Origin of the sequence: Pseudomonas helleri (genome assembly GCF_009600315.1) — a bacterium.
GTDB classification, from domain to species: Bacteria; Pseudomonadota; Gammaproteobacteria; order Pseudomonadales; family Pseudomonadaceae; genus Aquipseudomonas; species Aquipseudomonas helleri_A.
In genome coordinates, this window is sequence record NZ_WIWC01000003.1 from 50,560 (window position 1) to 75,301 (window position 24,742).

A 24,742-nucleotide genomic window follows, 5' to 3' on the forward strand; every position below is an offset into this window, starting at 1 on the left:
AGGAGACCACTCCATGAGCCTCAATATTTTCTGGTTCCTGCCAACCCACGGTGACGGCCATTACCTTGGCACCAGCGAGGGCGCCCGCGCCGTTGACCACGGCTACCTGCAACAAGTCGCGCAAGCCGCAGATCGCCTGGGTTTTGGCGGGGTGCTGATCCCCACCGGTCGGTCGTGCGAAGATTCGTGGCTGGTGGCCGCCTCGCTGATCCCGGTGACTCAGCGCCTGAAATTTCTGGTAGCTCTGCGTCCCGGCATCGTTTCACCGACCGTGGCGGCCCGTCAGGCGGCGACACTGGATCGCCTGTCTGGCGGCCGTGCGCTGTTCAATCTGGTGACCGGCGGTGATCCGGAAGAGCTGGCTGGCGATGGTTTGTTCCTGAGCCACGAAGAGCGCTATCAAGCGTCGGTGGAATTCACCCGTATCTGGCGCCGCGTGCTCGAAGGCGAAACCGTTGATTACGACGGTCAGCACATCAAGGTCAAAGGCGCCAAGTTGCTTTACCCACCGATTCAGCAACCCCGTCCACCCCTGTACTTCGGCGGCTCGTCGGAAGCGGCGCAAGACTTGGCCGCCGAGCAAGTAGAAATGGTTCTGACCTGGGGCGAGCCACCCGCTGCCGTAGCCGAGAAGATCGAACAAGTGCGGGCCAAGGCCGCCAAATTGGGTCGCACCGTACGCTTCGGCATTCGCCTGCACGTTATCGTTCGCGAAACCAACGACGAAGCGTGGAAAGCCGCCGACAAGCTTATTTCGCATCTGGACGACGAGACCATTGCCCGCGCTCAAGCGTCACTGTCGCGCTTTGATTCCGTCGGGCAGCAGCGCATGGCCGCCCTGCACGGTGGCAGCCGCGATAACCTCGAAGTCAGCCCAAACCTGTGGGCGGGCGTGGGTCTGGTACGCGGCGGTGCCGGTACGGCATTGGTCGGCGACGGGCCCACGGTGGCCGCGCGGGTCAAGGAATACGCAGACTTGGGCATCGACACCTTTATTTTCTCGGGCTACCCACACCTGGAGGAGTCCTACCGCGTGGCTGAACTGCTGTTCCCGCACCTTGATATTGAGCGCCCGGAACTGCCGAAAAGCGCGGGTTACGTGAGCCCGTTTGGCGAAATGGTCGCCAACGACATTCTCCCCAAAGCTGCGTCGCAGAGCTGAGGCGGCCATGAGTAAGGCGAAGGCGCTCAGCCTCAATTCTATTGCCCACAAAACAGCACCCTGGGTATTGCCCGTGTTGCTGCTGGCGGTGTGGCAGTTGTCGGTTTCTGCGGGCTGGTTATCGACGCGCATCTTGCCGGCGCCCAGCGCCGTGTTTGCGGCAGGCGTCGAGCTGGTGCGCAGTGGCGAGATCTGGAAACACCTGGCCATCAGCGGCTGGCGAGCGGGCTTGGGGTTCGTGATCGGTGGCAGCATCGGTCTGGCCCTGGGGTTTATCACCGGCCTGTCGAAATGGGGCGAGCGCCTGCTCGACAGCTCGGTGCAAATGATCCGCAACGTTCCCCATTTGGCGCTGATTCCGCTGGTTATTCTGTGGTTCGGGATTGACGAGTCGGCGAAGATTTTTCTGGTGGCGCTGGGGACGTTGTTTCCCATCTACCTCAATACCTATCACGGCATTCGCAACGTCGACCCGGCGCTGGTCGAAATGGCCCGCAGCTACGGGCTGTCCGGTTTTAGTCTGTTCTGGCAAGTGATCCTGCCCGGCGCGTTGCCTTCGATTCTGGTCGGCGTGCGCTTTGCATTGGGCTTTATGTGGTTGACGCTGATCGTGGCCGAAACCATCTCCGCCAGTTCAGGCATTGGCTATCTGGCGATGAACGCCCGGGAATTTTTGCAAACCGACGTCGTCGTTCTGGCAATCGTTTTGTATGCGGTGCTCGGCAAGTTGGCTGACAGCGCGGCCCGAGGTCTGGAACGCGTGTGGTTGCGCTGGCACCCGGCGTATCAAGTGGTTAAAGGCGGTGCAGCATGACAGCTCAACAACCTCCACACCTGCGTCAGGGCATCCCGCTGGTGGTGCAAGACCTGAAGAAATCCTTTGGCGATCGTCAGGTCTTGAAGGGCATCGACCTGCACATCCCGGCGGGCCAGTTTGTTGCCATTGTCGGGCGCAGCGGTTGCGGTAAAAGCACCCTGATGCGCTTGCTGGCGGGTCTCGATCAACCCTCGGGCGGTGAACTGCTGGCCGGCAAGGCGCCGTTACAAGACGCTCGCGAAGACACGCGGTTGATGTTTCAGGAAGCACGCTTGCTGCCCTGGAAAAAAGTCATCGACAACGTGGGCCTTGGCCTCAAAGGCGACTGGCGGCCAAAAGCCCTGAAAGCGCTGGAAGAAGTGGGCCTGGCCGAGCGCGCCAATGAGTGGCCGGCGGCGTTGTCAGGTGGGCAAAAACAACGGGTTGCGCTGGCGCGCGCCCTGATTCACCAACCGCGTTTATTGCTGCTGGATGAACCGTTGGGCGCACTCGATGCGCTGACCCGAATTGAAATGCAGCACTTGATTGAGCGTCTGTGGCGCCAGCATGGTTTCACCGTATTGCTGGTCACTCACGACGTCAGCGAAGCCGTCGCCATTGCCGATCGGGTGATCCTGATCGAAGACGGCGAAGTGGGGCTGGACCTCACCGTTGAACTGCCGCGCCCTCGGGTGCGAGGTTCACATCGACTGGCCGCGCTGGAAACCGAAGTGCTGAACCGAGTACTCGCTTTACCTGGCTCGCCCCCTGAGCCAGAACCCGTTGCACCGTTGCCCACGCAATTGCGTTGGGCGCAATAACCTCACTTTTCTATCCCAAGACAGGAATCGACACCATGACCATCAAAGCCATTAACGTTCGTAACCAGTTCAAAGGCCACATCAAGGAAATCGTGCTGGGCGACGTGTTATCAGAAATCGACGTACAAACAGCGTCCGGCATCGTCACCTCGGTCATTACCACCCGCTCGGTCAAAGAGCTGGAACTGGTGGTCGGCAGCGAAGTGATTGCGTTCGTAAAATCCACTGAAGTGTCCATCGCCAAGCTCTAAATCGTGGTGTACCTACACCCCCGAAAGGCGTGAGCCCTTCGGGGTTTTTTATGGCTCACGGCCAACGTTGAGTTCACGCCCGACTAAACAGCGCGGCCATTTCCCGTAGCAACGCTTCTGCCTCAAGGACTTTATCCACCACCGCTTCGCCCTCATCGCGCGTCACGCCCAATCGCTCGAATATGGCATCCGGCAAGGGTGCGCCCGAACCATGACCCATCCCTCGACTGCGCAGCAGTCCCAGCGCGACACATACCAGATTAGGGTAGGGCGCATCTTGCCCCACGTAACCCGGGTCGTGCTGAAAACGCACGGCAGTGACCAGCTCTTCCGGCATACCCCAGAAACGCATCAGCCAAGCCCCCATCTGTTCGCGGCTGATGCCCAGCAAGTGCTGCTCTATCTCGCTGTGACTGGCGTGAGCATTGACCTCAAGGTGACGGCAAATCAGGGAGAAGTGCGGCGGGAACACATGGGCCAGCAGTAAATAGCCAAAGTTGTGCAGCAACCCCGCCAAGTAGGTCATGCCGACTTCCGGGCGCTGATCCCGAGGCATGGCACGGGTCAGCCCTTCAATGACGGCGGCCGTGTAAATGGACTGTTGCCAGTAAGGCATGCTGGCTTGCGGGTGATCCTTGGGTAAGCCCAAGCTCTTGTCCAACGACAGGCTCAACGCGAGGTTGACGACGACATCGACGCCCAACACACGAGAAATAGCGTCTTCCACTGAGCGAATCTTGCTCTTTGGGGCGTAGTACGAAGATGACGCCCAGCTTAGAAGCTGCGCCGCCAAAGCCGGGTCTGTTTCGACAACGCTCGTCACCTCGTCGATGGAGATGTCTGGATTGGCACGGAACTGTATGAGCTTGCGCACGCTTTCCGCCAGAGGCGGTAACTCAATGGTGGCTTCCAGCCGCTGCTGTATACGCCGCGTGGTGAACGCTTTAACCGCTCGGGTGATGGCTTCACCGTCGTCAACCGCCTGTCGAAGGCTGAAGCGGATAGCACTCAGGGGTTCACCAAAACGGCCGACGCTGGCTTTACTGAGCAGGCACTTGAAGTCTTCAGGGGTGACTTCCAGCAGCAAGCCAGGTTCGCCGCTGCTGATAAACAGCAACGGTTGATGCAGCAGATGCTCTTCGTACAGGCAGGTCGAACCGGTCACTGTAGGCAAGCCCGGCAGGGTGCGCAGTGAGTGCTTAGCCAGCAGCCCTGCAAGGCGGTCAGCTGGCACGGCCGTCATGTCTCGCCCAATCAAATCGGCGAGTCGATTGAGGTCGAGCAATTGGCTCTGAGGGAACAGCACCATAAGCTCGCCGACCGAATCATTGAGCAATACCGCTTGAACCTTGCACGCCGGGTCGAGCCCAGCGTGATCAATGACTTCCCGGTACGCGATGGACAACTCTGCTAATACCCGCTGTAGAGCGGGCGGCGTGCTCAAAATGGTTGGCACGCCAGCGACGTCAGTTGTGGTTTGCATGGGGTCTTCTTAACTCGAAATGGTAAAGCCACCACTGAATCGGCTGCGGGTTCATTTACTGAACGATTATTTAGACTTGGCCATATTGTTGACCATGGCGCAGCCAGCGGTCGAGCAGGGGACTGACATGGCTTGGCCAACGCTCCAGCAAAGCCAGCGCCGCCTCGCGCACGGCGGGCAGCAGGTCGGCATCACGCATCAAGTCAGCCACTTTGAACTGCAACAGCCCGGTTTGCCGAGTGCCGAGCATTTCTCCGGGGCCGCGCAACTCCAAGTCTTTTTCTGCAATCACAAACCCGTCGTTAGTCTCGCGCATGATGCCCAAGCGTTGACGCCCCACTTGCGACAGCGGCGGATGATAGAGCAGCACGCAGTGACTGGCCGCGCTGCCCCGGCCTACACGCCCGCGTAATTGGTGCAGTTGCGACAACCCCAGGCGCTCGGGGTTTTCAATGATCATCAAACTGGCATTGGGAACGTCCACGCCCACTTCAATCACCGTCGTGGCAACCAGCAATTGCAGTTCACCGGCCTTGAAGCGGGCCATGACCTCGGCTTTCTCGGCGGCTTTCATGCGCCCGTGGATCAAGCCCACACGCAGCTCGCCCAAAGCACTGGTCAGGTCTTCAAACGTGGTTTCGGCGGCCTGGCAGGTCATCTCTTCGGATTCTTCGATCAGCGTGCACACCCAATAGGCCTGTCGCCCTTCGGCGCAGGCCGCACGGACCCGTTCAATCACTTCGACGCGCCGCGTGTCGACCACCAACACGGTATTGACTGGGGTTCGGCCGGGCGGCAATTCGTCGAGGATCGAGGTGTCCAGATCGGCGTAAGCACTCATGGCCAGCGTGCGAGGAATCGGCGTGGCCGTCATGATCAACTGGTGCGGGCACATCACCCCGCCCACACCTTTATTGCGCAGGGCCAGACGTTGCTGAACACCAAAACGGTGCTGCTCATCAATGATGACCAGTGCAAGGTTTTTGAACTGAACCTGATCTTGAAACAGCGCGTGGGTACCCACCACCATCGGTGCGCCGCTGGCGATTTGTTCCATGGCCGCCGTGCGTGCTTTGCCTTTGAGCTTGCCGGCCAGCCAGGCGACTTCAATACCCAGCGGTTCCAGCCAGCGTTTAAAGCTGATGAAATGCTGCTCGGCGAGAATTTCGGTGGGGGCCATCAAGGCCACCTGATACCCCGCCTCTAATGCCTGCAACGCTGCAAGCGCCGCCACCACCGTTTTACCGGCGCCGACATCGCCCTGTATCAGACGCAGCATGGGTTCAGGCTGGCAGAGATCGTAGGCGATTTCATTGCCCACCCGTATTTGAGCCCCGGTGGGCGCAAAGCCGAGATTGGCGAGGAATTTCGTGGGCAGCTTTTTGGCCTTGGGCAGCACCGGCGCCTGCTGGGAACGCAGGCTTTCACGCAGACGTTGTTGGGAGAGCTGATGGGTCAACAGCTCTTCAAACGCCAGACGGTGTTGCGCCCAGTGATGACCCAGTGCCAGCTCTTCCACATCGGCATCTGCCGGAGGTTGATGCAAATAGCGAATGGCTTCGTCGAGCGGGGCCAGTTGATAGTCTTTCGCCAGTTCGGGCGGGAGCCAATCGGGCAGGCTGCGAGGGCCAAGCATGGCCAGACTTTGCTGGCTGAGCTGGCGCAGGCGCTGCTGAGTCAGACCTTCGGTGGTCGGGTAAATGGGCGTCAGTGTGGTATCGACGGGCGGCGGCTCGTCACCGGTAATGGCACGGTATTCAGGGTGATAAATTTCCAGACCTGAAGCACCGGGCCGCGCTTCGCCATAACAACGCACCTCAGTGCCACGCTTTAAACTTTCTTTTTGCGCATTGCTGAAGTGATAGAAGCGCAGGCTCAGGCCGCCCGTGCCGTCATTGATGCGCACCAGCAAGCTGCGACGCTTGCCCATGACCACATCCGTGCCGATAACACGGCCCTCGACCACCGCATCCTGACCCGGGCGCAAAGCGCCAATCGGCACCACGCGCGTGCGGTCCTGATAACGCAGGGGCAAATGGAACAACACGTCCTGAACGGTTTCGAGACCGACCTTGGCCAGCTTCTCGGCCATAGCCTCGCCCACGCCCTTGAGCGCGGTGACCGACACATTCGACAACTCGGACATCGGCGCCGCTCTTAGGTCGCGGCAGGTGGCTTGGCCACCGAGCACAGACGGATGGAGTCCGCGAGGATTTCAATCGCCTTGGGCCGTGGAAAGCTGGCGCGCCAGGCAATCGCCACCGTGCGGAACGGCACCGGCGGGGTCAGCGGACGCACGGCCAGTACGCCGGGGGCGTAATGGTGACTGTCGACAGCCGACAACGGCAGGATGGAAATACCCAAGCCCGAAGCCACCATATGACGGATGGTTTCCAGCGAGCTGGATTCAACGGTGGTGTGGCTGGCGCCGTCTTTGCCTTTGGCCAGCGTCGGGCAGGCTTCAAGTACCTGATCGCGAAAACAGTGACCCTCACCCAGTAACAGCAAGCTCTTGTCATTCAACAGGCTGGCGTCAATGGTGTCGCGCTGGGTCCAGGGGTGTTCACTGGGCATCAAAACGTAGAACGGCTCATCGTAAAGCGGCAGGGTCAGGACATCAGCCTCCTGAAACGGCAGGGCGATGATGATCGCGTCCAGTTCACCATTGCGCAGTTTGTCGCGCAGCACATGAGTGAAGTTTTCTTCAATATACAACGGCATCTGCGGGGCTACCCGGTGCAGTTGCGGAATCAGGTGCGGAAACAGATACGGGCCAACGGTATAGATTGCGCCGACCTTGAGCGGTGCGGTCAGCTGGTTTTTGCCGGCTTGGGCAAGCTCGCGAATACCTTGGGCTTGCTCCAGCACTTTTTGCGCTTGGGCGACGATACCTTCGCCGACCGGCGTAAGACGCACGGCGCTTTTGCTGCGTTCAAAAATCAGCACACCGAGTTCGTCTTCCAGTTTTTTCACACCCACCGACAACGTCGGTTGGCTGACATGGCAGCGTTCGGCCGCGTGGCCGAAGTGTTGCTCTTGGGCGAGCGTCACGATGTAACGTAATTCTGTAAGCGTCATAGCGGGCGTCCCTGTGGTTGCGGGCCAAGAATAGCGGCTGCAATCGATAGACGCACGTTATCAGACATTCTCCTTACAGCTAAAGAGGCTAATGGCTGTCAGACGTTTTTATCTATAGCCCAGATGCATAAAGGGCACCCTGAGGTGCCCTTTATGGTGTTAACGCCGACGTTTATCGATGGAGTAAACGAACGGTGCCACGATTTCGATAGTGCCGTTGGTTAGCATCTCGGGTGGCGGCTTGGGCAATGGCTGTGCCCGACGGATCATTTCCAGGGTGGCCCGGTCCAGATCCGCATTGCCGGAACGTCCTACCAGCTCGTAAGACAGCACCTTGCCTTCGGCGTCGACCACAAAGCGCAGACGGTTCAGACCTTCCTTGCCTCGCGACTGCGCGGCAGCTGGGTACTTTTTGTACTTGCCCAAGTGCGCCAGCAACGTACCTTCCCAGCTGGCTTTGGCAGCCAATTGTTGGGCCGACGGGCCAGGGGCCGGTGCGGCAGACTTCTCACTCGGTGCCTTGGTCGGTGTCGCGTCGCTCGGTTTCTCTTCTGAAGGCTTTTCTTTAACCGGCTCAGTTTTTTCCACAGGCTTGGGCGGCTGAGGCTTCTGCTTGGGTTTAACCGGTTTGGGAACAGCAATCTTCGGCTTGGGCGCTTCCGCCAGCTTGGGGATCGGCAACTCTTCCACGGGAGCCGGCGGTTGTGGTGGCGTCACCACTTTCGGCGGCGCAGGCGGTGGCGGTGCTGGCAACGGTGCCAGATCAATCATCATCGCTTGCGGTGGGAGTTCGACAGTCCGCGGGTTGGACCATTGCAGGGCAAGAATCACTGCCACTGCATGGATCGCCAACACCGCGGCCAAGCTGATTGCGTAACGCGTCATCTTTTGGCGCGCTATGGTCATTTCTTGGCTGCCGTCTCAAGTCCGACCAGACCTACCTTCAAATAACCCGCTGCGCGCAATGCATCCATCACGCTCATCAAGTCACCGTAGTCCACACCTTTGTCGGCCTGGAAGAAGATGGTCGTGTCTTTGTTGTTGTGCGTCCTGGCATCCAGGGTTGGTCCCAGCGCCTCAACTGTCACCGGGTCTTCACCCAGATATAAACGCTGGTCAGCCTTGACGCTCAGGAACACAGGCTTCTCGGGACGCGGCGCTGGCTTGGCCGTCGACGCAGGCAGATCAACCTTGATATCCACGGTGGCCAGCGGTGCGGCCACCATGAAGATGATCAGCAGTACCAGCATCACGTCAATAAAAGGGGTGACGTTGATTTCATGGTTCTCGGCGAGATCGTCATCGCCTTCTTTTAAATGCAGGCCCATGGTCTATTACCCCACTTTGACCATGTGCGGTTGCGAGCTGCGCTCGGGCGGCAGGTGATCGAGATCACGGCTAACCAACAGCAACACCTCTGCCGACGCATCAGCCACTTGAGCTTTGTAGCCGGTGATGGAGCGAGCGAATACGTTGTAGATCACTACCGCTGGAATCGCCGCAACCAGACCCAATGCAGTGGCCAGCAGGGCCTCGGCAATGCCGGGCGCTACGACGGCCAGGTTGGTGGTTTGGGTTTTGGCGATGCCGATAAAGCTGTTCATGATGCCCCACACCGTACCGAACAGACCCACGAACGGGGCCGTGGAGCCGATGGTGGCGAGAATACCCGTGCCGCTGCTCATGTTACGGCCGCAAGCAGCAACCAGACGCTCAAGGCGGAAGCTGACGCGCTCTTTGATGCCTTCTTTCTCGCGGCTATTGGCCGACAGGCGCATCTCTTCAAGGGCATCCTGCACCAGCAAGTGGGCAAGCGTGCCTTCTTTGCCGGCCGTCTCGCTGGCTTCTTTGAGGGTGCGGGCTTTTTTCAGTTGGGCGATTTCAATGCGCAGACGGCGTTTGGCGCCCAGCACTTCGAAGCCTTTGGCAATCCAGATCGTCCAGGTAATGATCGAGGCGATGGCTAGACCGATCATGACGATTTTGACGATGATGTCGGCGTTCTTGTACATGCCCCAAGGCGACAGGTCGTGGGCCATGCCCAGGCTATTGCCTTCCTCGGCAACGATCTGTGGCGCATCATTGGCCGGCGCTACGGCGCCTTCAGCCAAAGCAGGGTCAGTTGCACCCGGCGTTGCAGCAGGCGCCGGAGCGACAGATTCGGTTGCCGGTTGAACGGCTGGAGTGGCAGGCTCGTCTGCAAAGGCCGCAGCAGGTGCCAGCAACAAGCTGAACATCAGCGCAGCTAGCCCACGCCAAAGGCGTGTCGGGCTTAACAGCGGGGTTGGCGAAGCGTTGGGATGATTGCGTGTCATGCTAGCCGGACCTGAGAAAAGTATGAAGGTTTTGCCCTACAACGCGTCTTAAGACCCAGGGCAATTGATGCGTTATTATTGCAAGTAATTCTTGTTAACAAAAGCAATAGCCTCTGTTTTTTTCGTCTGTCACTACCTTGGTAGTGCTTATCCACGCAGCTTTGTAACAATTTGTTAGGAGTTTTGAGATGTCCAAAGCCTCAGTACTGATTGCCGGATGCGGCGATATCGGCAGCCGTTTGGCCACTCAACTGTTGAACAAAGGGTGGCAGGTCTATGGACTTCGGCGCTCGATTGAGCGGTTGCCAGCAGGTGTCACAGGAATCGCAGGCGATCTGTTCAGCGAGCAGTGCCCCGCGCAATGGCCTACAGGTCAGATCGACTATGTCGTCTACAGCGCTGCCGCGACCGACCATGATGAGGCGGGTTATCAAGCCGCTTATGTCGACGGACTGACCCATACGCTGGCGTGGCTCAAACAAAACGGTCAGCAGCCAAAGCGCCTGTTGTTTGTTTCAAGTAGCGGCGTTTATGGTCAGAAAAATGGCGAGTGGGTCGATGAAATGTCTCCTGCCCAAGCGACCAGTTACTCGGGGCGAATCATGCTGGAGGCCGAGCGGGTAGCGTTGAAGAGCGGCATTCCAGCCAGCACTGTACGTTTGACCGGTATCTACGGCCCAGGCCGTGAGTGGATGCTGGGGCAAGTGCGCAAAGGTTATCGCGTGGCTGTCGACCCGCCGCTGTATGGCAACCGAATTCATGCGGATGATGCCGCCGGCTTACTGGCCTTCTTGCTTGATGCAGATTTGCAAGGTAAGACTTTGGACGACTGCTACATCGGCGTAGACAACGACCCGGCCCCTCTGGCAGAGGTGGTGGGATGGCTACGCGAGCGTCTGGGTGTGACGACGTGGGCAGAAGAAGCCAGCGTACGCAGGGCGGGTAGCAAGCGTTGCAGCAATGCTCGGGCCAAGGCGTTGGGATGGGAGCCTCGGTACCCGAGTTATCGCGAAGGGTATGGGGAGATTTTGTCTAAATAATTAAGCTGCAAGCTGCAAATTTGCAGCTTGACGCTTACAGCTGCTTTTCCAACAACCACTCTCGCTTGCCGGGATAAAGCTGGGGCATTTCGTCAGGCTTTGCAGAGTCCAAGGCCTGGAATATTTCCAGCTGGGGCCCTTTGCGTACAAAGATGTGGGCCGCACCCACTTCGTCCTGCTGCAACCAGAGGCTGTCGTACTCGCCGCTCATCGACGCGCAGTCGCCTGCCAGACACAGGGCGTAAGCATTCGCATCGGGCAGTCCTTTGACTTGGCCATCGGCCAGAAATGTCACTTGATTGCCTTGGCCTTTACCGCTGACCACTCGCCACTGACCGCCCAGATAAGCAGACTTGAGCGCATGTTCGAAATGCGTGCCCAAAGGCGCATCGCTGGCCAGGTTAACGCCCGAGCGCATGAATGATTGTCGTGGGTCGTCGTCGCTGGCGGCTTGAATCAATTGGTTGCCGCTGATGCTCAAGTCGGTAGACGTACCGCCATAAAAGCTGACCTGCCAAACCCCGTCTTTCTCAGGCATCAGCTTGCCTTCAACCCACTCGAATCCATTGGTGTAATTGGCTTTGGCCGTTTGGCTGTCGATAGACCACTCAAGGTTTGGCCCATTAGCCAGCAAGGCTTCACGCAAGTTGCCGCCTTTGGCTGCTTCATCAATCGCCGCCTGATTGATCCATACACCACTGATATCGCGAGAGGCGGGGTCGCTGGCACAGCCACCCAGAAAAATGGCAAGCAGTGACATAGCGAGCGCATTGCGCATGGCGGAATCCTTTTAAAGCGGGGGAAGCAGAGGGTTGGCGCAGCAGGAAGGTGCTGCGCCGAGGGGGTGTTACTCAATGACCAGAATAGCGTCCATCTCAACCTGCGAACCCTTGGGCAGGGCAGCAACGCCAATGGCAGCACGGGCCGGGTAAGGCTGTTCGAAGTACTGGCCCATGATTTCGTTAACCTTGGCGAAATGGCTCAGGTCGGTCAGGAAGATATTCAGCTTGACGATGTCCTTGAACGAACCACCTGCTGCCTCTGCCACGGACTTCAGGTTTTCAAACACCTGAATGGTCTGGGCTTCGAAGCCTTCAACCAGTTCCATGGTTTTCGGGTCCAACGGGATCTGACCGGACATGTAGACAGTATTGCCAGCTTTGATCGCCTGAGAGTAAGTACCGATAGCAGCAGGTGCCTTGTCGCTGGTGATAACAGTCTTGGACATGGGTGACTCCTTGTAATGGGATGGCTACGCACGCATACGTGTGATGCGGATAACCCCGGTAAGGGCGCGCAGTTTTTTGATCACGCGGGCCAGGTGCACGCGGTCGTGCACGCTGACCACCAGTTGGACCACGCTGATACGACCATCGCGTTCGTCCATGCTGATTTTTTCGATGTTACCGTCTGCCGCATTGACGCTGCTGGCCAGCAGCGCAATCAAGCCGCGCTGATGTTCCAACTCGACGCGCAATTCGACATTGAATTCGCCAGTGACGTCCTTGGCCCACGAGAGCTGAATGCACTTTTCGGGGTTATGGCGGATTTCACTGATATTGCGGCAGTTGTCCAGGTGCACCACCATGCCTTTGCCCGCAGACAGATGACCCACAATCGGGTCGCCGGGGATCGGTGTACAGCATTTCGCGTAGCTGAGCACCAACCCTTCTGTACCGCGGATCGCCAGCGGGCCTTCAGGGCTTGGCAACTGATCACCTTCGCCCAGCAGGCGACGTGCAACGACATAGGCCATGCGGTTGCCCAGACCAATGTCTTCAAGCAGATCTTCGACCTGCTCCAGGCGGTATTCCTGAAGCATGGCCTGAATGCGCTCGGCGGGAATTTTGTCCAGCGCGCTGTTGAAGCCGTTGAGTACTTTGTTCAGCAGACGCTCGCCCAAATTGACCGACTCGGAACGACGCTGCAATTTCAGCGCGTGACGAATGTGCGTGCGCGCCTTGCCGGTGACAACAAAATTGAGCCACGCCGGATTCGGCCGGGCGCCAGGGGCGCTGACGATCTCGACCGTGGAGCCACTTTGCAGCGGCTCGGACAGCGGCGCGAGACGGCGATTGATGCGGCAGGCAATGCAGCTGTTACCAACGTCAGTGTGAACCGCGTAGGCAAAGTCGACCGCCGTGGAGCCTTTGGGCAGCTCCATGATGCGGCCCTTGGGCGTGAACACGTAGACCTCGTCCGGGAACAGGTCGATCTTCACGCTTTCGATAAATTCGAGGGAGTTGCCTGCGCGCTGCTGCATCTCCAGCACGCCTTTGACCCATTGCCGCGCTCGGGCATGGGTGCCGGTGTGTTGCTCGTCGCCACTGGACTTGTACAGCCAGTGGGCGGCAATACCGTTGTTGGCCATTTCTTCCATTTCACGGGTACGGATCTGAATTTCGATCGGTACGCCATGCATGCCAAACAGCGTGGTATGCAACGACTGGTAGCCGTTGGCTTTGGGGATAGCGATGTAGTCTTTGAAGCGTCCCGGCAAGGGTTTGTACAAATTATGTACAGCACCCAGCACGCGATAGCAGGTATCTACCTTGTCGACGATGATCCGGAACGCGTAGACGTCCATGATTTCGTTGAAAGCCCGACGCTTGCCGCGCATTTTTTTGTAAATGCCGTAGATGTGCTTCTGACGACCGCTGACTTCACCCTGAATGCCATCAACGGCCAAACAGTGGCTAAGCGACTCTTCAATTTTGTTGACGATTTCTTTGCGGTTGCCCCGAGCGCGCTTCACGGCTTGGTAAATGCGCGCGGAACGCATCGGGTACATCGCCTTGAAGCCGAGGTCTTCGAATTCGATACGAATGCTGTGCATACCCAGCCGGTTGGCAATGGGCGCGTAGATTTCCAGGGTTTCCTTGGCAATCCGCCGACGTTTCTCGCCGGACAGCACTTCGAGGGTGCGCATGTTATGCAGGCGATCAGCCAGCTTCACCAAAATAACGCGAATATCCCGCGCCATGGCCATGGCCATTTTCTGGAAGTTTTCAGCTTGGGCTTCAGCCTTGGTTTCGAAGTTCATCTGAGTCAGCTTGCTGACTCCATCGACCAGTTCAGCCACGGTTTCGCCGAACTGCGAAACCAGTGCTTCCTTGGCAATGCCGGTGTCTTCGATCACATCGTGCAGCATGGCGGCCATCAGACTTTGATGGTCCATGTGCATGTCGGCAAGGATATTGGCGACTGCTAGCGGATGCGTGACATAGGGTTCGCCGCTACGTCGGCGTTGGCCGTCGTGGGCTTGTTCAGCGTAGAAGTACGCTCGTCGGACCAGATTGACCTGATCCGCACTGAGGTAAGTCGACAAGCGATCGGCGAGGGCGTCTATGCTCGGCAAGAGTGAGCCTCCTGCCAAAACTGTGAACCCTTCGCCGTGCTACGTCGACCGGGCATAGGCTTAGTTCGCCTCGTTGGACTCGTCCTCGAACGCTGCGAACAGCGGTTCGTCTTCGACGATTTCAGCGTTGGCGATAAACTCGTAGCTCATCAGGCCTGCAGCGATTTCACGCAGGGCAACGACGGTAGGCTTGTCGTTTTCCCACTCAACCAAAGGCTCTTTACCGCCTGTGGCCAGTTGACGGGCACGCTTGGTAGAGAGCATGACCAGCTCAAAGCGGTTATCCACGTGTTCTAGACAGTCTTCAACGGTTACGCGGGCCATGGTCTTCCTCGTAGCAAATGCAATATGCGCGCTGCCCGGATGGGCGAGCGGACTGAACAGTTTAAAAAATCACCAGCCATTAGGGAAGCGCTGATTTTTCAAGCCGCTCTTCAAAACCTCTGTAAGCGCCAATGTAAAGCCCTTGCAGGGGTTTTGGGAAGCGCTGATTAAGCCAGCAATTCAGCCAGTAATTTGCCAAAACGCTGCTGTTGACGTTTTTGCTGTAGCCGATTGGCGTGAAAAATGGCCTTCAGATCTTCGAGGGCCAGTGCAAAATCGTCATTGATGATCAGGTAGTCGTAGTCAACATAGTGGCTCATTTCACTCACGGCTTCACGCATACGCCCGTCAATGATTTCGTCGCTGTCCTGACCGCGGTTATTGAGACGCTCACGCAACGCTTGCTGGCTCGGCGGCAGGATGAAAATCGAGCGTGCTTGCGGCATCAACTTGCGAACCTGCTCGGCACCTTGCCAGTCGATTTCCAGAATCAGGTCGTGGCCTTCATCCAGCGTCTGTTGCAAGTAGCTCTGCGAGGTACCGTAAAGGTTCCCGAAGACTTCAGCGCGCTCCAGGAAATCACCGTGTTCGATCATCTTCACGAAATCTTCGCGCGAGACGAAGTGGTAATTCACGCCGTCTACCTCGCCCGGACGCATGGCCCGGGTGGTGTGTGATACCGAGACGCGAATCTGCGGCTCCAGGTCGATCAATGCTTTGACCAGGCTGGTCTTGCCTGCACCCGAGGGCGCGGAAACGATATAAAGGGTGCCAGTGCTGTGGGTCATGTCAGGGGGAGCCTTACTCAATATTCTGTACTTGTTCACGCATTTGCTCGATCAACACTTTGAGGTTGACCGCCGCTTGGGTGCTGCGCGGGTCGAATGCTTTTGAGCCCAGTGTATTGGCCTCACGGTTAAGCTCTTGCATCAGGAAGTCGAGACGCCGACCTGCAGCACCCGCCGACTTGAGCACACGGCGCACTTCCAGAATATGGGTGCTCAAGCGGTCGAGCTCTTCGGCAACATCACTTTTTTGCGCGAGCAAAACCATTTCTTGCTCAAGGCGCTGGGGATCAAGCTCGGCCTTCATGTCAGCAAAGCGATCAAGCACCTTTTGACGTTGGGTAGCGAGCATCTGCGGCACTAATTCACGCAGGGTTTCGACATCGCTTTCAATTGCGGTCAAGCGGTCGCTGATCAAGCGCGCCAGCTCTGCGCCTTCGCGCTCGCGGCCGTTTTTCAACTCTTGCAAACCTTGCTTGAACAACGCCAGCGCTTGAGTGTTGAGGGCTTGCGGATCACTGGCGTCTGCGACCAACACACCCGGCCACGCCAGCACTTCGAGCGGGTTGAGTGGTGCGGGCTGCTTGATCAGACCGGCGATGGTTTCAGCGGCGGCTACCAATTGCGCAGCACGTTCACGATCGACCTGCAGCGGCTTGCCGGTAGTTTCCTCAGTGAAACGCAAGGTGCATTCCAGTTTTCCCCGAGAAATCCCTTGGCGCAGCGCTTCACGCACGGCGCCTTCCAGGTCACGAAACGATTCAGGCAGGCGCAGGTGCGGCTCCAGGTAGCGGCTGTTGACCGATCGCAACTCCCAGCTCAGGGTGCCCTGAGTGCCGGCGCTTTCGACGCGGGCAAAGGCGGTCATGCTATGCACCATGGACGGTACCTCGCGATTCAATGAGTTAAGCCTGATGGCTATTAAGGCGGCGGATTGTAACGCAGTGCGCCGGGCTGTCCCACATGACGTCCGTCGCAAAGGTACATCCATAATGAGTGCGCCCAGGCGGGACAGCTACAGAATGGCTTTCATGGGTTCAAGCTGGCGGTGCTCTGCCCCACGGCCAACCCGGCGCGAATTGCTGCCAGTGCCGCCTGATAATAAGCTTTACCGTCGGGCGACTCGGCGAAGGTGACGAACTCTTCCAGTTCAGGGTCAGAAAGGTCGCGATACACGTAGAGCAACGTGTTATCCAATTCTCCGCCAATTTGCTCCATCAAGCGTTGGCGCTGACCATTGAGCATGGCAGGTGCCAAACCACCCCCCAATACACCCGGAATCATTGCACTCAAGCTGTCTGCAGCAACACCCGCGATGGCCAGGGTCACTTCTGCGCCTGCTTCGCGGACCGGCAAGGCTCGCGACAAATGATTAACCAGCAACTGACGAGTGGCGCTGGCCTCAATACGGGGTAGGCCCCGTGCATGCTTGGCCAGTTGATCGGGACGCGTAGCAAGCAGCTCCGCAGCCACAATTTTGAGACCCAGGGGCGACTGAAAAAAGGTCAGCGCAGGGTTTGGATTTGGCAAGTTTTTGCGCATCTGCTCTTTGGCCCGCTTATCCATAGCGTCAGGGTCAAAGCGCTGGTTGCTGTTATTCATCAAGGCCTGATAAACAGCGGGCGGTAACGTAGTGCGGTAGCGCTCCTGGGTGGCTCTGAGCGCATCATTGAAATGCGCGCGCTGTTGCGGCCAACCAGCAAGCTGAAACAGATCATCGAGGCTGTCTGCCCATGCGGGTAACGTACACAACATCATTAAAACGAATAACAAACGGCGCATGGGGGACTCCTGTCAGCAAGGCGCTATTGTCCGGGTGTGGCGTAGGACTTGTCGAGAATCCTGTTACCCAAGAAATTTTAAATAGTCGGGCCAACTATTTACACATTGCCAGCTAGACGGAGCTGTCAGATTTCAAGGGGTGTGGATATTATGCGCCGCATGCAAATACCCTCTGATCATCCGCTGTTGTTACGCATTGTCGACGACCTGTACGCGCAGGGATGGTCACAACAAAACATTTTTCTGCCCGAGGCTTTGACCCTCGAACTGGCGGCTGAGTGCCACAAACGTTCTGCCGAAGGTGAGCTGACCCCAGCGGCGGTCGGGCGCGGTCTTGCCCAAGAGGTTCGAGAGGGTATTCGCGGCGACCATATTCAATGGCTGGAGCCGGGAGAGGCTCTAGCCTGCGACAGTTATTTAGGCTTGATGGAAAGCCTGCGAATCGCCATGAATCGCAGGCTTTTTTTGGGCCTGGAAGACTTCGAAAGTCACTTCGCGCTGTACCCGCCCGGTGCGTTTTACCTTAAACACCTGGATCGTTTCCGCGATGATGACCGGCGAATGGTGTCTGCCGTGGTGTACCTCAACCAATCGTGGCTGCCCGAGCATGGCGGCCAGTTGCGCATGTACCTTGAAGACAACGTCGATTACGACGTACTCCCGACCGGCGGCTGTCTGGTGGTGTTTATGTCAGGCGAAGTCCCTCATGAAGTCATGCCCGCCACCCGTGACCGCCTTTCATTGACTGGCTGGTTTCGCCGCCGCGCTACGGAGGTGGTTATATGAGCCAAAAACTGTTGGTCAGTCGCTGCTTGCTGGGCCATCGCGTGCGATACGACGGTGGTGCCAGTGGCCCATATGCACAGCTGGCCCTGTGGCAGGATGAAGGCCGAATTGTTGCTGTGTGCCCGGAAGTCGCAGGGGGGTTACCCACACCGCGCGCGGCTGCAGAAATTCCCGGAGGTCAGGGCGCTCAAGTGCTCAAGGGCATTGCGCCAGTGATCACCACTGACGCAGAGGATGTCACCGCTGCCTTTGTATCTGGAGCGCGGCAAGCCCTGGCGCTGGTAAAGCAACACGGCATTCGCATTGCGATCCTCAAGGCCAACAGTCCGTCCTGTGGCAATGTTCTGACCTATGACGGCAGCTTCAGCGGGGTCAAAGTGCAAGGGCAGGGCGTGACGGCAGCGTTGCTGACGCAAGCCGGTGTACAAGTATTCAACGAATTGCAGTTAGCAGAAGCCGCCCAGGCGTTAGCAACGTTCGAGTCGCTGGCGAAGGCTGCTACGAAGATTGAGTTCAGGTAACATTCGCTACCACTTTGCCCAGGGATATTACGATGACTGACAAGCCTAAAACGCAGCCTTCGGACACGGCTGAAAGTGCCGATTCAGCACTGCACCATATCGTTGATGGCTTTTTGCATTTTCATCACGAGATCTTTCCCGAGCAGGAAGCCTTCTTCAAGAAACTCGCCACTGCGCAAAGCCCGCGGGCAATGTTTATTGCCTGTGCCGATTCACGGATCGTCCCCGAACTGATCACTCAAAGCGCGCCCGGTGATCTGTTTGTCACTCGCAACGTCGGTAATGTCGTACCGCCCTACGGTCAGATGAACGGCGGTGTTTCCACCGCCATTGAGTACGCAGTACTGGCGCTTGGCGTGCAGCACATCATCATTTGCGGGCATTCCGATTGCGGCGCCATGCGTGCGGTATTAAACCCCGCCAGCCTGAAAAAGATGCCCACGGTTAAAGCCTGGTTACATCACGTAGAAGTGGCTAAAACCATGGTGCAAGAGAACTGCAATTGCGCCAATGAAGCCGAAAGCATGCACGTTTTGACCGAAGAGAACGTGATTGCCCAGTTGCAGCATTTGCGTACACACCCGTCGGTGGCCTCACGCATGGCCAACGGGCAGTTGTTCATTCACGGCTGGGTATACGACATCGAAACCAGCGAGATCAAAGCATACGATGCCGACAAAGGGGCCTTCCTGCCGCTGGATGGCACCAGTCCGATCCCAAGTGCAACGCCTAAAGCACGGTTCTGACGCAACCGGTCAAAACGTCAGCCCAACACCTAGTTGCTTGGACATGCACGGCCATTGGCTCCATGCCGTGCCGGTGTCCGGGCTGACGAGTTTTTTGCGGTAGGCTTCGACCGTTTCAAGTGCAAAATTTTCGTCGTCGAGCATTTCATCGACCGCGTGGTGTACGGCTTCGTCCAGCTGATTGGCAAACGCTTCGCCGATCAGTTGATGGGCAATGATATTGGCCACGGTCGTGTCCAGCGGTATCAAAGGCTGACCAAAATGCTTGATATAGACGTCATTGACCTCTTCGACGAGCCGATGTGCCAGATACGCTTCGTCCAGCAAAGCCTCAAGCCCTTCGTGCCCCTTAAGTAACTCTTGGGCATCAGTGAAATAATGCTCGGCGATTCGCAATACCGGGGTGATTTGCGATTCGATACCGGCCTTTTTCGCCACATCATTGGCAGCATCAAGCAAGTCGGGCACCTGTTCGATGTAGGCGCTGACAAAACGCGTCATGACTTCATTTTTATCAAAATCAGGCAGTTCAATCGCGGTATGAAGCTGCGGCAATTGCGTGGCCAAATGCTGGGCGAGCAGGCCCGTTGTTGCCTCATGTGTTTGGGCACACAAGATCTGCGCACGGATGGCGGCGGTGTTCATGGGAACTCCAGGGGAGGGACGCTAGACAGGGAAGAACTTTAAAAGTAGCCCTTAAAACGCAAAGGGGGTTTTTCAGGGACGTTATTGTTATTCATTTTATGACGCGGCAGTGAGTGCCATTTGTCGATGGGACCGTATTTGACAGATTTAACCCTCCTGCGTGCAGGGTTTATGTCGCTGTCTATACTCGATCCTAGAAACCGATTTTCGATGATGCCCGACTGCCCGAGCAGACGAGGCCAGGCGCCGAAACCGCCCCCTTGTACACATAGCTGGCACCCAGGCATAGACCGGCGTACTAACAAGAAAAGCCAAGGGGAACACCGCGATGCGACATCCACACCTATGGATGGGGCTGTTGTTGTGGTCAGTTTTCAACCCGGCACACGCGGCCTGGACGGTGAACATGTCCCCGGGCGCGACCGAGGTCAGCCACGCCGTATTCGATTTGCACATGACCATCTTCTGGATCTGCGTGATCATCGGCATCATTGTGTTTGGTGCCATGTTGTGGTCAATGATTGTTCACAGACGCTCCACCGGTCAGGAAGCGGCGACGCTTCATGAAAGCACCAAGGTCGAAATTCTCTGGACCGTCGTGCCCCTGATCATTCTGATCGTGATGGCCATCCCGGCAACCAAAACCCTGATCGACATTTACGACAACAGTGATTCGGATATCGACATCCAGATCACCGGTTACCAATGGAAGTGGCATTACAAATACTTGGGGCAGGATGTCGAGTTCTTCAGCAATCTGGCCACCCCTGCCGATCAAATTCACAATCAAGCCCCAAAAAGCGAGCATTACCTGCTTGAGGTCGATGAGCCGCTAGTGCTGCCCACTGGCGCCAAAATTCGCTTTCTGGTGACCTCTGCCGACGTGATCCACTCGTGGTGGGTGCCGGCGTTTGCAGTTAAACGTGATGCCATTCCGGGATTTATCAATGAAGCCTGGACCCGCGTCGAAAAGCCCGGCCTCTATCGCGGTCAGTGTGCCGAATTATGCGGCAAGGATCACGGCTTTATGCCCATCGTAGTGGACGTCAAAGCCCGTCCGGACTACGACGCCTGGCTTGCTGAGCGTAAAGCCCAGGCTGCGCAGCTCAAGGAACTGACCAGCAAAGAGTGGACCCTTGAGGAACTGATGGCCCGAGGTGACAAGGTTTATCACACCGCCTGCACGGCCTGTCATCAGGCTGAAGGTCAGGGCCTGCCGCCCATGTTCCCCGCACTCAAAGGCTCACCTATTGCCATTGGCCCTAAAGAAGACCACCTGCACCGCGTGTACTTTGGCAAGCCGGGCACTGCGATGGCCGCTTTCGGCAAGCAACTCTCGGAAGTCGATATTGCCGCGGTGGTGACGTATGAACGCAACGCCTGGGGCAACAATAAAGGCGACATGGTGACCCCAAAAGATGTGTTGGCACTCAAACAGGCGCAAGGCAAATGAACATACGGGCGCGCAATACCCAATGGCCCTTTGCAGGAGTCAGGACATGAGTGCGGCTATCGACGATCACACAGCGGTTGACCACGCCCACGGCCCGGCAAAAGGCCTTATGCGCTGGGTTCTGACCACCAATCACAAAGACATCGGCACGTTGTACCTGTGGTTTAGCTTCTGCATGTTTTTGCTGGGTGGTTCATTTGCCATGGTGATTCGTGCCGAACTGTTCCAGCCAGGTTTACAGATTGTCGAACCGGCCTTCTTCAATCAGATGACCACCATGCACGGTCTGATCATGGTGTTTGGCGCCGTGATGCCGGCGTTTGTCGGGCTGGCAAACTGGATGATCCCGTTGATGATCGGCGCACCCGACATGGCCCTGCCAAGGATGAACAACTTCAGCTTTTGGCTGCTGCCAGCGGCTTTTTTAATGCTGATTTCGACGCTCTTCATGGCCGGAGGCGGGCCGAACTTTGGCTGGACGTTCTATGCGCCTTTATCCACCACTTACGCACCCGAAAGCGTGACTTACTTTATTTTTGCAATCCATTTGATGGGTATTAGTTCAATCATGGGCGCGATCAACGTCATTGCGACCATCCTCAACCTGCGCGCCCCCGGCATGACGCTGATGAAAATGCCGCTGTTCGTCTGGACATGGCTGATCACCGCCTTCTTGCTGATTGCCGTGATGCCTGTGCTGGCTGGCGTAGTGACCATGATGTTGATGGACATTCACTTCGGCACCAGCTTCTTCAGTGCCGCGGGTGGCGGTGACCCGGTGTTGTTCCAGCATGTGTTCTGGTTTTTTGGTCATCCCGAGGTGTACATCATGATCCTGCCGGCGTTCGGGGCCATTAGCGCGATCATTCCAACCTTCTCGCGCAAACCGCTGTTCGGTTACACCTCGATGGTCTATGCCACGGCGAGCATTGCCTTTCTGTCGTTTATCGTTTGGGCTCACCATATGTTTGTGGTGGGCATACCACTCGTGGGTGAGCTGTTCTTTATGTACGCCACCCTGCTGATCGCGGTGCCCACCGGGGTCAAGGTGTTCAACTGGGTCAGCACCATGTGGCAAGGCTCGCTGACGTTCGAAACACCGATGCTGTTCGCGGTGGCCTTTGTGATTTTATTCACCATTGGCGGTTTTTCCGGGTTGATGCTGGCCATCGCTCCTGCCGATTTTCAGTACCACGACACCTACTTCGTGGTGGCGCATTTCCACTACGTACTGGTACCCGGCGCCATCTTCGGAATCTTCGCCTCAACCTACTACTGGCTGCCGAAATGGACGGGCCACATGTATGACGAAACCTTGGGCAAGCTGCATTTCTGGCTGTCGTTTGTGGGCATGAACCTGACCTTCTTCCCGATGCATTTTGTTGGACTGGCGGGTATGCCGCGCAGGGTTCCGGACTACAACCTGCAATTTGCCGACTTCAATATGGTGTCGTCGATTGGTGGATTTATGTTTGGCGCGACGCAGCTGTTATTCCTGTTTATCGTCATCAAATGCATTCGCGGAGGCCCAAAAGCGCCCGCCAAGCCTTGGGACGGCGCTGAAGGCCTGGAGTGGAGCGTGCCGTCGCCCGCGCCTTATCACACCTTTACAACACCACCCCGGATTGATTGAGCGCTTGGCTTAAAAGCCCCTCACCCTAGCCCTCTCCCGGAGGGAGAGGGGACTAAAAGCAAAGCAGATTCGCGCAATGTCACAGATCAAGCTCCCTCTCCCTCCGGGAGAGAGGACTGAAAGCAAGGCAGATTTGCGCAGCGTCACAGATCAAGCTCCCTCTCCCTCCGGGAGAGGGGACTGAAAGCAAGGCAGATTTGCGCACCGCCACAGATCAAGCCTCTCTCCCTACGAGAGGTGATTGAAAGCAAAGCGGATTTGCGCAGCGCCACAGTTCAAGCTCCCTCTCCCTCTGGGAGAGGGTTGGGGTGAGGGGCTTTTGGAGAAGACCATGAACACGTCAACGCCGATCAAACGCCTGGTTTTACGTCTGTCACTCATGGTGGTGGTGATGTTTGCTTTTGGCTTTGCATTGGTGCCCATCTACGACGTGATGTGCCGGGCCTTCGGCATTAATGGCAAAACCGCTGGCCAATATGAAGGTGAGCAAACAGTTGATCCAAGTCGTCAGGTGCGGGTGCAATTTTTAACCACCAATAATCTCAACATGGTGTGGGAGTTCTACCCCAAGAACGATCAATTAGTAACCAACCCCGGCGCGGTCAACGAGATGATCTTTGTCGCCTTCAACCCCTCCGACCAGCCGATGAAAGCTCAGGCGGTGCCCAGCATCTCGCCTGCTGAAGCCGCCCAATATTTTCACAAGACCGAATGCTTCTGCTTTACCCAGCAAACACTGCAACCGGGCGAGCGGATCGAAATGCCCGTGCGTTTTATTGTCGACCGCAACATGCCCAAGGAAGTGAAACACCTGACGCTGGCTTACACGCTGTTTGATATCACCGCTGCCCGATAGGAGAACGCGCCATGGCAAGTCACGATCACTACTACGTGCCGCCCCAAAGCAAGTGGCCCATCATCGCCACGCTGGGGTTGTTGGTAACGGTGTATGGCCTGGCGACCTGGTTTAATGACCTGAAGGCGGCCCGACCAGAGTCCCACGGTCCATTGCTGTTTTTTATCGGCGGCCTGATGGTGGCCTTCATGTTGTTTGGCTGGTTTGGCGCGGTGGTTAAAGAGAGCCGCGCCGGACTTTACAGCGCGCAGCTGGATCGCTCGTTTCGATGGGGCATGACCTGGTTTATCTTTTCCGAAGTGATGTTCTTTGTGGCGTTCTTCGGCGCGCTGTTTTATGTGCGGCATTTTTCCGGCCCTTGGCTGGGGGGCGAGGGCAGCAAAGGGGTGGCGCATATCCTCTGGCCAGATTTTCAATTCACCTGGCCGCTGCTGCATACCCCAGACCCTGCGCTTTATCCCCCGCCTAAAGGCACGATCAGCCCGTGGGGACTGCCGTTACTCAATACCGTATTGCTGGTCACTTCCAGTATCACCCTCACGCTGGCGCATCACGCCCTGAACAAAGGTCATCGCGAAAAGCTGAAATTCTGGCTCGGCGTGACAGTGTTGCTGGGTATCGGCTTTTTGGGGTTCCAGGCTGAGGAATATCTACATGCTTACAAAGAACTGGGGCTGACGCTGGGCTCCGGTGTTTATGGCGCCACCTTCTTCATGCTCACCGGCTTTCACGGTGCTCACGTCACCATCGGTGCCCTGATTTTACTGGTGATGCTGATTCGCATCGCCCGCGGGCATTTCAATGCCGAGCACCAGTTCGGGTTTCAGGCGGCGACTTGGTATTGGCATTTTGTAGACGTGGTGTGGCTCGGCTTGTTTCTGTTCGTTTATGTGCTGTGAGTCGGGGT

26 protein-coding genes are annotated in these 24,742 nt (G+C 57.3%); 12 read left to right on the plus strand and 14 right to left on the minus strand.

From position 1 onward, the window contains the following. Nucleotides 1-13: 13 nt before the first annotated feature. Genes ssuD through GHN86_RS02775 form a run of 4 tightly spaced genes read left to right on the plus strand, consistent with a single transcriptional unit; the run spans nt 14 to nt 3,030 of the window. Nucleotides 14-1,162, plus strand: coding sequence for an FMNH2-dependent alkanesulfonate monooxygenase (gene ssuD / locus GHN86_RS02760; protein ID WP_153377547.1), 1,149 nt, complete (start codon nt 14-16; stop codon nt 1,160-1,162). Nucleotides 1,163-1,169: 7 nt separating this feature from the next. Next, nucleotides 1,170-1,976 (plus strand): aliphatic sulfonate ABC transporter permease SsuC, encoded by an 807-nt coding sequence (gene ssuC, locus GHN86_RS02765; protein ID WP_153377548.1) that lies wholly within the window; start codon nt 1,170-1,172, stop codon nt 1,974-1,976. Beyond that, nucleotides 1,973-2,779, plus strand: coding sequence for an aliphatic sulfonates ABC transporter ATP-binding protein (ssuB, locus tag GHN86_RS02770; RefSeq protein ID WP_122786167.1), 807 nt, complete (start codon nt 1,973-1,975; stop codon nt 2,777-2,779). The genes ssuC and ssuB overlap by 4 nt, the downstream gene beginning before the upstream one ends. A gap of 35 nt (nt 2,780-2,814) precedes the next feature. After that, nucleotides 2,815-3,030, plus strand: a complete 216-nt coding sequence (locus GHN86_RS02775; protein WP_003444581.1) for a TOBE domain-containing protein — start codon at nt 2,815-2,817, stop codon at nt 3,028-3,030. Between the two features lie 73 nt (nt 3,031-3,103). Here the strand turns inward: GHN86_RS02775 and GHN86_RS02780 are convergent, their stop codons facing one another. The 6 genes from GHN86_RS02780 to exbB form a co-directional block, all read right to left on the minus strand. After that, nucleotides 3,104-4,513 carry an aminoacyl-tRNA deacylase and HDOD domain-containing protein gene (locus tag GHN86_RS02780; RefSeq protein ID WP_153377549.1) on the minus strand — a complete coding sequence of 470 codons (1,410 nt, stop codon included), beginning with the start codon at nt 4,511-4,513 and terminating at the stop codon, nt 3,104-3,106. Nucleotides 4,514-4,583: 70 nt separating this feature from the next. After that, the gene (gene recG / locus GHN86_RS02785; protein ID WP_153377550.1) at nt 4,584-6,659 is read right to left on the minus strand and encodes an ATP-dependent DNA helicase RecG; all 2,076 of its coding nucleotides are present in this window, start codon (nt 6,657-6,659) and stop codon (nt 4,584-4,586) included. A gap of 11 nt (nt 6,660-6,670) precedes the next feature. Continuing rightward, a complete protein-coding gene (locus tag GHN86_RS02790; RefSeq protein WP_153377551.1) occupies nt 6,671-7,591 on the minus strand; it encodes a hydrogen peroxide-inducible genes activator in 921 nt (306 codons plus the stop codon). A 159-nt stretch (nt 7,592-7,750) separates the two neighbouring features. Next, nucleotides 7,751-8,497 (minus strand): TonB family protein, encoded by a 747-nt coding sequence (locus tag GHN86_RS02795; RefSeq protein ID WP_153377552.1) that lies wholly within the window; start codon nt 8,495-8,497, stop codon nt 7,751-7,753. Continuing rightward, nucleotides 8,494-8,919: a TonB system transport protein ExbD gene (gene exbD / locus GHN86_RS02800; protein WP_122786162.1), complete on the minus strand. Its 426-nt coding sequence runs from the start codon at nt 8,917-8,919 to the stop codon at nt 8,494-8,496. The genes GHN86_RS02795 and exbD overlap by 4 nt, the downstream gene beginning before the upstream one ends. A 6-nt stretch (nt 8,920-8,925) precedes the next feature. Next, complete coding sequence (exbB, locus tag GHN86_RS02805; protein ID WP_153377553.1) at nt 8,926-9,906, minus strand: tonB-system energizer ExbB; 981 nt, start codon at nt 9,904-9,906, stop codon at nt 8,926-8,928. A gap of 188 nt (nt 9,907-10,094) precedes the next feature. On the opposite strand from exbB, the gene GHN86_RS02810 reads away from it, so the two are divergent. Then, a complete protein-coding gene (locus GHN86_RS02810; protein WP_153377554.1) occupies nt 10,095-10,946 on the plus strand; it encodes an SDR family oxidoreductase in 852 nt (283 codons plus the stop codon). A gap of 34 nt (nt 10,947-10,980) precedes the next feature. Here GHN86_RS02810 and GHN86_RS02815 read toward each other — a convergent pair whose 3' ends face one another. The 7 genes from GHN86_RS02815 to GHN86_RS02845 all read right to left on the minus strand — a co-directional run bounded on the left by GHN86_RS02815 (nt 10,981) and on the right by GHN86_RS02845 (nt 17,195). After that, nucleotides 10,981-11,724 carry a hypothetical protein gene (locus tag GHN86_RS02815; RefSeq protein WP_153377555.1) on the minus strand — a complete coding sequence of 248 codons (744 nt, stop codon included), beginning with the start codon at nt 11,722-11,724 and terminating at the stop codon, nt 10,981-10,983. Between the two features lie 69 nt (nt 11,725-11,793). Further along, on the minus strand, nt 11,794-12,174 hold the full coding sequence (locus GHN86_RS02820) for a RidA family protein (RefSeq protein WP_122786158.1): 381 nt from the start codon (nt 12,172-12,174) through the stop codon (nt 11,794-11,796). A gap of 24 nt (nt 12,175-12,198) precedes the next feature. Continuing rightward, a complete protein-coding gene (gene spoT, locus GHN86_RS02825; RefSeq protein ID WP_153377556.1) occupies nt 12,199-14,304 on the minus strand; it encodes a bifunctional GTP diphosphokinase/guanosine-3',5'-bis pyrophosphate 3'-pyrophosphohydrolase in 2,106 nt (701 codons plus the stop codon). A gap of 60 nt (nt 14,305-14,364) precedes the next feature. Continuing rightward, nucleotides 14,365-14,628, minus strand: a complete 264-nt coding sequence (rpoZ, locus tag GHN86_RS02830; protein ID WP_003437783.1) for a DNA-directed RNA polymerase subunit omega — start codon at nt 14,626-14,628, stop codon at nt 14,365-14,367. Between the two features lie 167 nt (nt 14,629-14,795). Further along, the gene (gmk, locus tag GHN86_RS02835) at nt 14,796-15,416 is read right to left on the minus strand and encodes a guanylate kinase (RefSeq protein WP_153377557.1); all 621 of its coding nucleotides are present in this window, start codon (nt 15,414-15,416) and stop codon (nt 14,796-14,798) included. Between the two features lie 13 nt (nt 15,417-15,429). Beyond that, a complete protein-coding gene (locus GHN86_RS02840) occupies nt 15,430-16,293 on the minus strand; it encodes a YicC/YloC family endoribonuclease (RefSeq protein ID WP_153377558.1) in 864 nt (287 codons plus the stop codon). Between the two features lie 149 nt (nt 16,294-16,442). Then, nucleotides 16,443-17,195: a DUF2059 domain-containing protein gene (locus GHN86_RS02845; protein ID WP_153377559.1), complete on the minus strand. Its 753-nt coding sequence runs from the start codon at nt 17,193-17,195 to the stop codon at nt 16,443-16,445. Between the two features lie 150 nt (nt 17,196-17,345). On the opposite strand from GHN86_RS02845, the gene GHN86_RS02850 reads away from it, so the two are divergent. From GHN86_RS02850 to GHN86_RS02860, 3 genes are read left to right on the plus strand one after another with little or no spacing between them, the layout of a single operon-like run. Beyond that, the gene (locus GHN86_RS02850) at nt 17,346-17,981 is read left to right on the plus strand and encodes a 2OG-Fe(II) oxygenase (protein ID WP_153377560.1); all 636 of its coding nucleotides are present in this window, start codon (nt 17,346-17,348) and stop codon (nt 17,979-17,981) included. Beyond that, nucleotides 17,978-18,502 carry a DUF523 domain-containing protein gene (locus GHN86_RS02855; RefSeq protein ID WP_153377561.1) on the plus strand — a complete coding sequence of 175 codons (525 nt, stop codon included), beginning with the start codon at nt 17,978-17,980 and terminating at the stop codon, nt 18,500-18,502. The genes GHN86_RS02850 and GHN86_RS02855 overlap by 4 nt, the downstream gene beginning before the upstream one ends. 32 nt (nt 18,503-18,534) lie before the next feature. After that, on the plus strand, nt 18,535-19,248 hold the full coding sequence (locus GHN86_RS02860; protein ID WP_153377562.1) for a carbonic anhydrase: 714 nt from the start codon (nt 18,535-18,537) through the stop codon (nt 19,246-19,248). A 9-nt stretch (nt 19,249-19,257) separates the two neighbouring features. On the opposite strand, the gene GHN86_RS02865 is transcribed toward GHN86_RS02860, so the two are convergent. Then, nucleotides 19,258-19,893, minus strand: a complete 636-nt coding sequence (locus GHN86_RS02865) for a hypothetical protein (protein ID WP_153377563.1) — start codon at nt 19,891-19,893, stop codon at nt 19,258-19,260. Nucleotides 19,894-20,221: 328 nt separating this feature from the next. Between GHN86_RS02865 and coxB the strand changes: the two genes are divergently transcribed. The 4 genes from coxB (at nt 20,222) to GHN86_RS02885 (ending at nt 24,734) form a co-directional block, all read left to right on the plus strand. Further along, complete coding sequence (gene coxB, locus GHN86_RS02870; protein WP_153377564.1) at nt 20,222-21,346, plus strand: cytochrome c oxidase subunit II; 1,125 nt, start codon at nt 20,222-20,224, stop codon at nt 21,344-21,346. Between the two features lie 46 nt (nt 21,347-21,392). Beyond that, nucleotides 21,393-22,979 (plus strand): cytochrome c oxidase subunit I, encoded by a 1,587-nt coding sequence (ctaD, locus tag GHN86_RS02875; protein ID WP_153377565.1) that lies wholly within the window; start codon nt 21,393-21,395, stop codon nt 22,977-22,979. A gap of 331 nt (nt 22,980-23,310) precedes the next feature. After that, on the plus strand, nt 23,311-23,835 hold the full coding sequence (locus GHN86_RS02880; RefSeq protein ID WP_153377566.1) for a cytochrome c oxidase assembly protein: 525 nt from the start codon (nt 23,311-23,313) through the stop codon (nt 23,833-23,835). A gap of 11 nt (nt 23,836-23,846) precedes the next feature. Continuing rightward, nucleotides 23,847-24,734 carry a cytochrome c oxidase subunit 3 gene (locus tag GHN86_RS02885; RefSeq protein ID WP_153377567.1) on the plus strand — a complete coding sequence of 296 codons (888 nt, stop codon included), beginning with the start codon at nt 23,847-23,849 and terminating at the stop codon, nt 24,732-24,734. The last annotated feature ends 8 nt before the right edge of the window (nt 24,735-24,742 follow it).

Coding starts and splice junctions, on each gene's coding strand:
- ssuD (WP_153377547.1), top strand. CDS start 14: ATGAGCCTCAATATTTTCTGGTTCCTGCCAACCCACGGTGACGGCCAT.
- ssuC (WP_153377548.1), top strand. CDS start 1,170: ATGAGTAAGGCGAAGGCGCTCAGCCTCAATTCTATTGCCCACAAAACA.
- ssuB (WP_122786167.1), top strand. CDS start 1,973: ATGACAGCTCAACAACCTCCACACCTGCGTCAGGGCATCCCGCTGGTG.
- GHN86_RS02775 (WP_003444581.1), top strand. CDS start 2,815: ATGACCATCAAAGCCATTAACGTTCGTAACCAGTTCAAAGGCCACATC.
- GHN86_RS02780 (WP_153377549.1), bottom strand. CDS start 4,513: ATGCAAACCACAACTGACGTCGCTGGCGTGCCAACCATTTTGAGCACG.
- recG (WP_153377550.1), bottom strand. CDS start 6,659: ATGTCCGAGTTGTCGAATGTGTCGGTCACCGCGCTCAAGGGCGTGGGC.
- GHN86_RS02790 (WP_153377551.1), bottom strand. CDS start 7,591: ATGACGCTTACAGAATTACGTTACATCGTGACGCTCGCCCAAGAGCAA.
- GHN86_RS02795 (WP_153377552.1), bottom strand. CDS start 8,497: ATGACCATAGCGCGCCAAAAGATGACGCGTTACGCAATCAGCTTGGCC.
- exbD (WP_122786162.1), bottom strand. CDS start 8,919: ATGGGCCTGCATTTAAAAGAAGGCGATGACGATCTCGCCGAGAACCAT.
- exbB (WP_153377553.1), bottom strand. CDS start 9,906: ATGACACGCAATCATCCCAACGCTTCGCCAACCCCGCTGTTAAGCCCG.
- GHN86_RS02810 (WP_153377554.1), top strand. CDS start 10,095: ATGTCCAAAGCCTCAGTACTGATTGCCGGATGCGGCGATATCGGCAGC.
- GHN86_RS02815 (WP_153377555.1), bottom strand. CDS start 11,724: ATGCGCAATGCGCTCGCTATGTCACTGCTTGCCATTTTTCTGGGTGGC.
- GHN86_RS02820 (WP_122786158.1), bottom strand. CDS start 12,174: ATGTCCAAGACTGTTATCACCAGCGACAAGGCACCTGCTGCTATCGGT.
- rpoZ (WP_003437783.1), bottom strand. CDS start 14,628: ATGGCCCGCGTAACCGTTGAAGACTGTCTAGAACACGTGGATAACCGC.
- gmk (WP_153377557.1), bottom strand. CDS start 15,416: ATGACCCACAGCACTGGCACCCTTTATATCGTTTCCGCGCCCTCGGGT.
- GHN86_RS02840 (WP_153377558.1), bottom strand. CDS start 16,293: ATGGTGCATAGCATGACCGCCTTTGCCCGCGTCGAAAGCGCCGGCACT.
- GHN86_RS02845 (WP_153377559.1), bottom strand. CDS start 17,195: ATGCGCCGTTTGTTATTCGTTTTAATGATGTTGTGTACGTTACCCGCA.
- GHN86_RS02850 (WP_153377560.1), top strand. CDS start 17,346: ATGCGCCGCATGCAAATACCCTCTGATCATCCGCTGTTGTTACGCATT.
- GHN86_RS02855 (WP_153377561.1), top strand. CDS start 17,978: ATGAGCCAAAAACTGTTGGTCAGTCGCTGCTTGCTGGGCCATCGCGTG.
- GHN86_RS02860 (WP_153377562.1), top strand. CDS start 18,535: ATGACTGACAAGCCTAAAACGCAGCCTTCGGACACGGCTGAAAGTGCC.
- GHN86_RS02865 (WP_153377563.1), bottom strand. CDS start 19,893: ATGAACACCGCCGCCATCCGTGCGCAGATCTTGTGTGCCCAAACACAT.
- coxB (WP_153377564.1), top strand. CDS start 20,222: ATGCGACATCCACACCTATGGATGGGGCTGTTGTTGTGGTCAGTTTTC.
- ctaD (WP_153377565.1), top strand. CDS start 21,393: ATGAGTGCGGCTATCGACGATCACACAGCGGTTGACCACGCCCACGGC.
- GHN86_RS02880 (WP_153377566.1), top strand. CDS start 23,311: ATGAACACGTCAACGCCGATCAAACGCCTGGTTTTACGTCTGTCACTC.
- GHN86_RS02885 (WP_153377567.1), top strand. CDS start 23,847: ATGGCAAGTCACGATCACTACTACGTGCCGCCCCAAAGCAAGTGGCCC.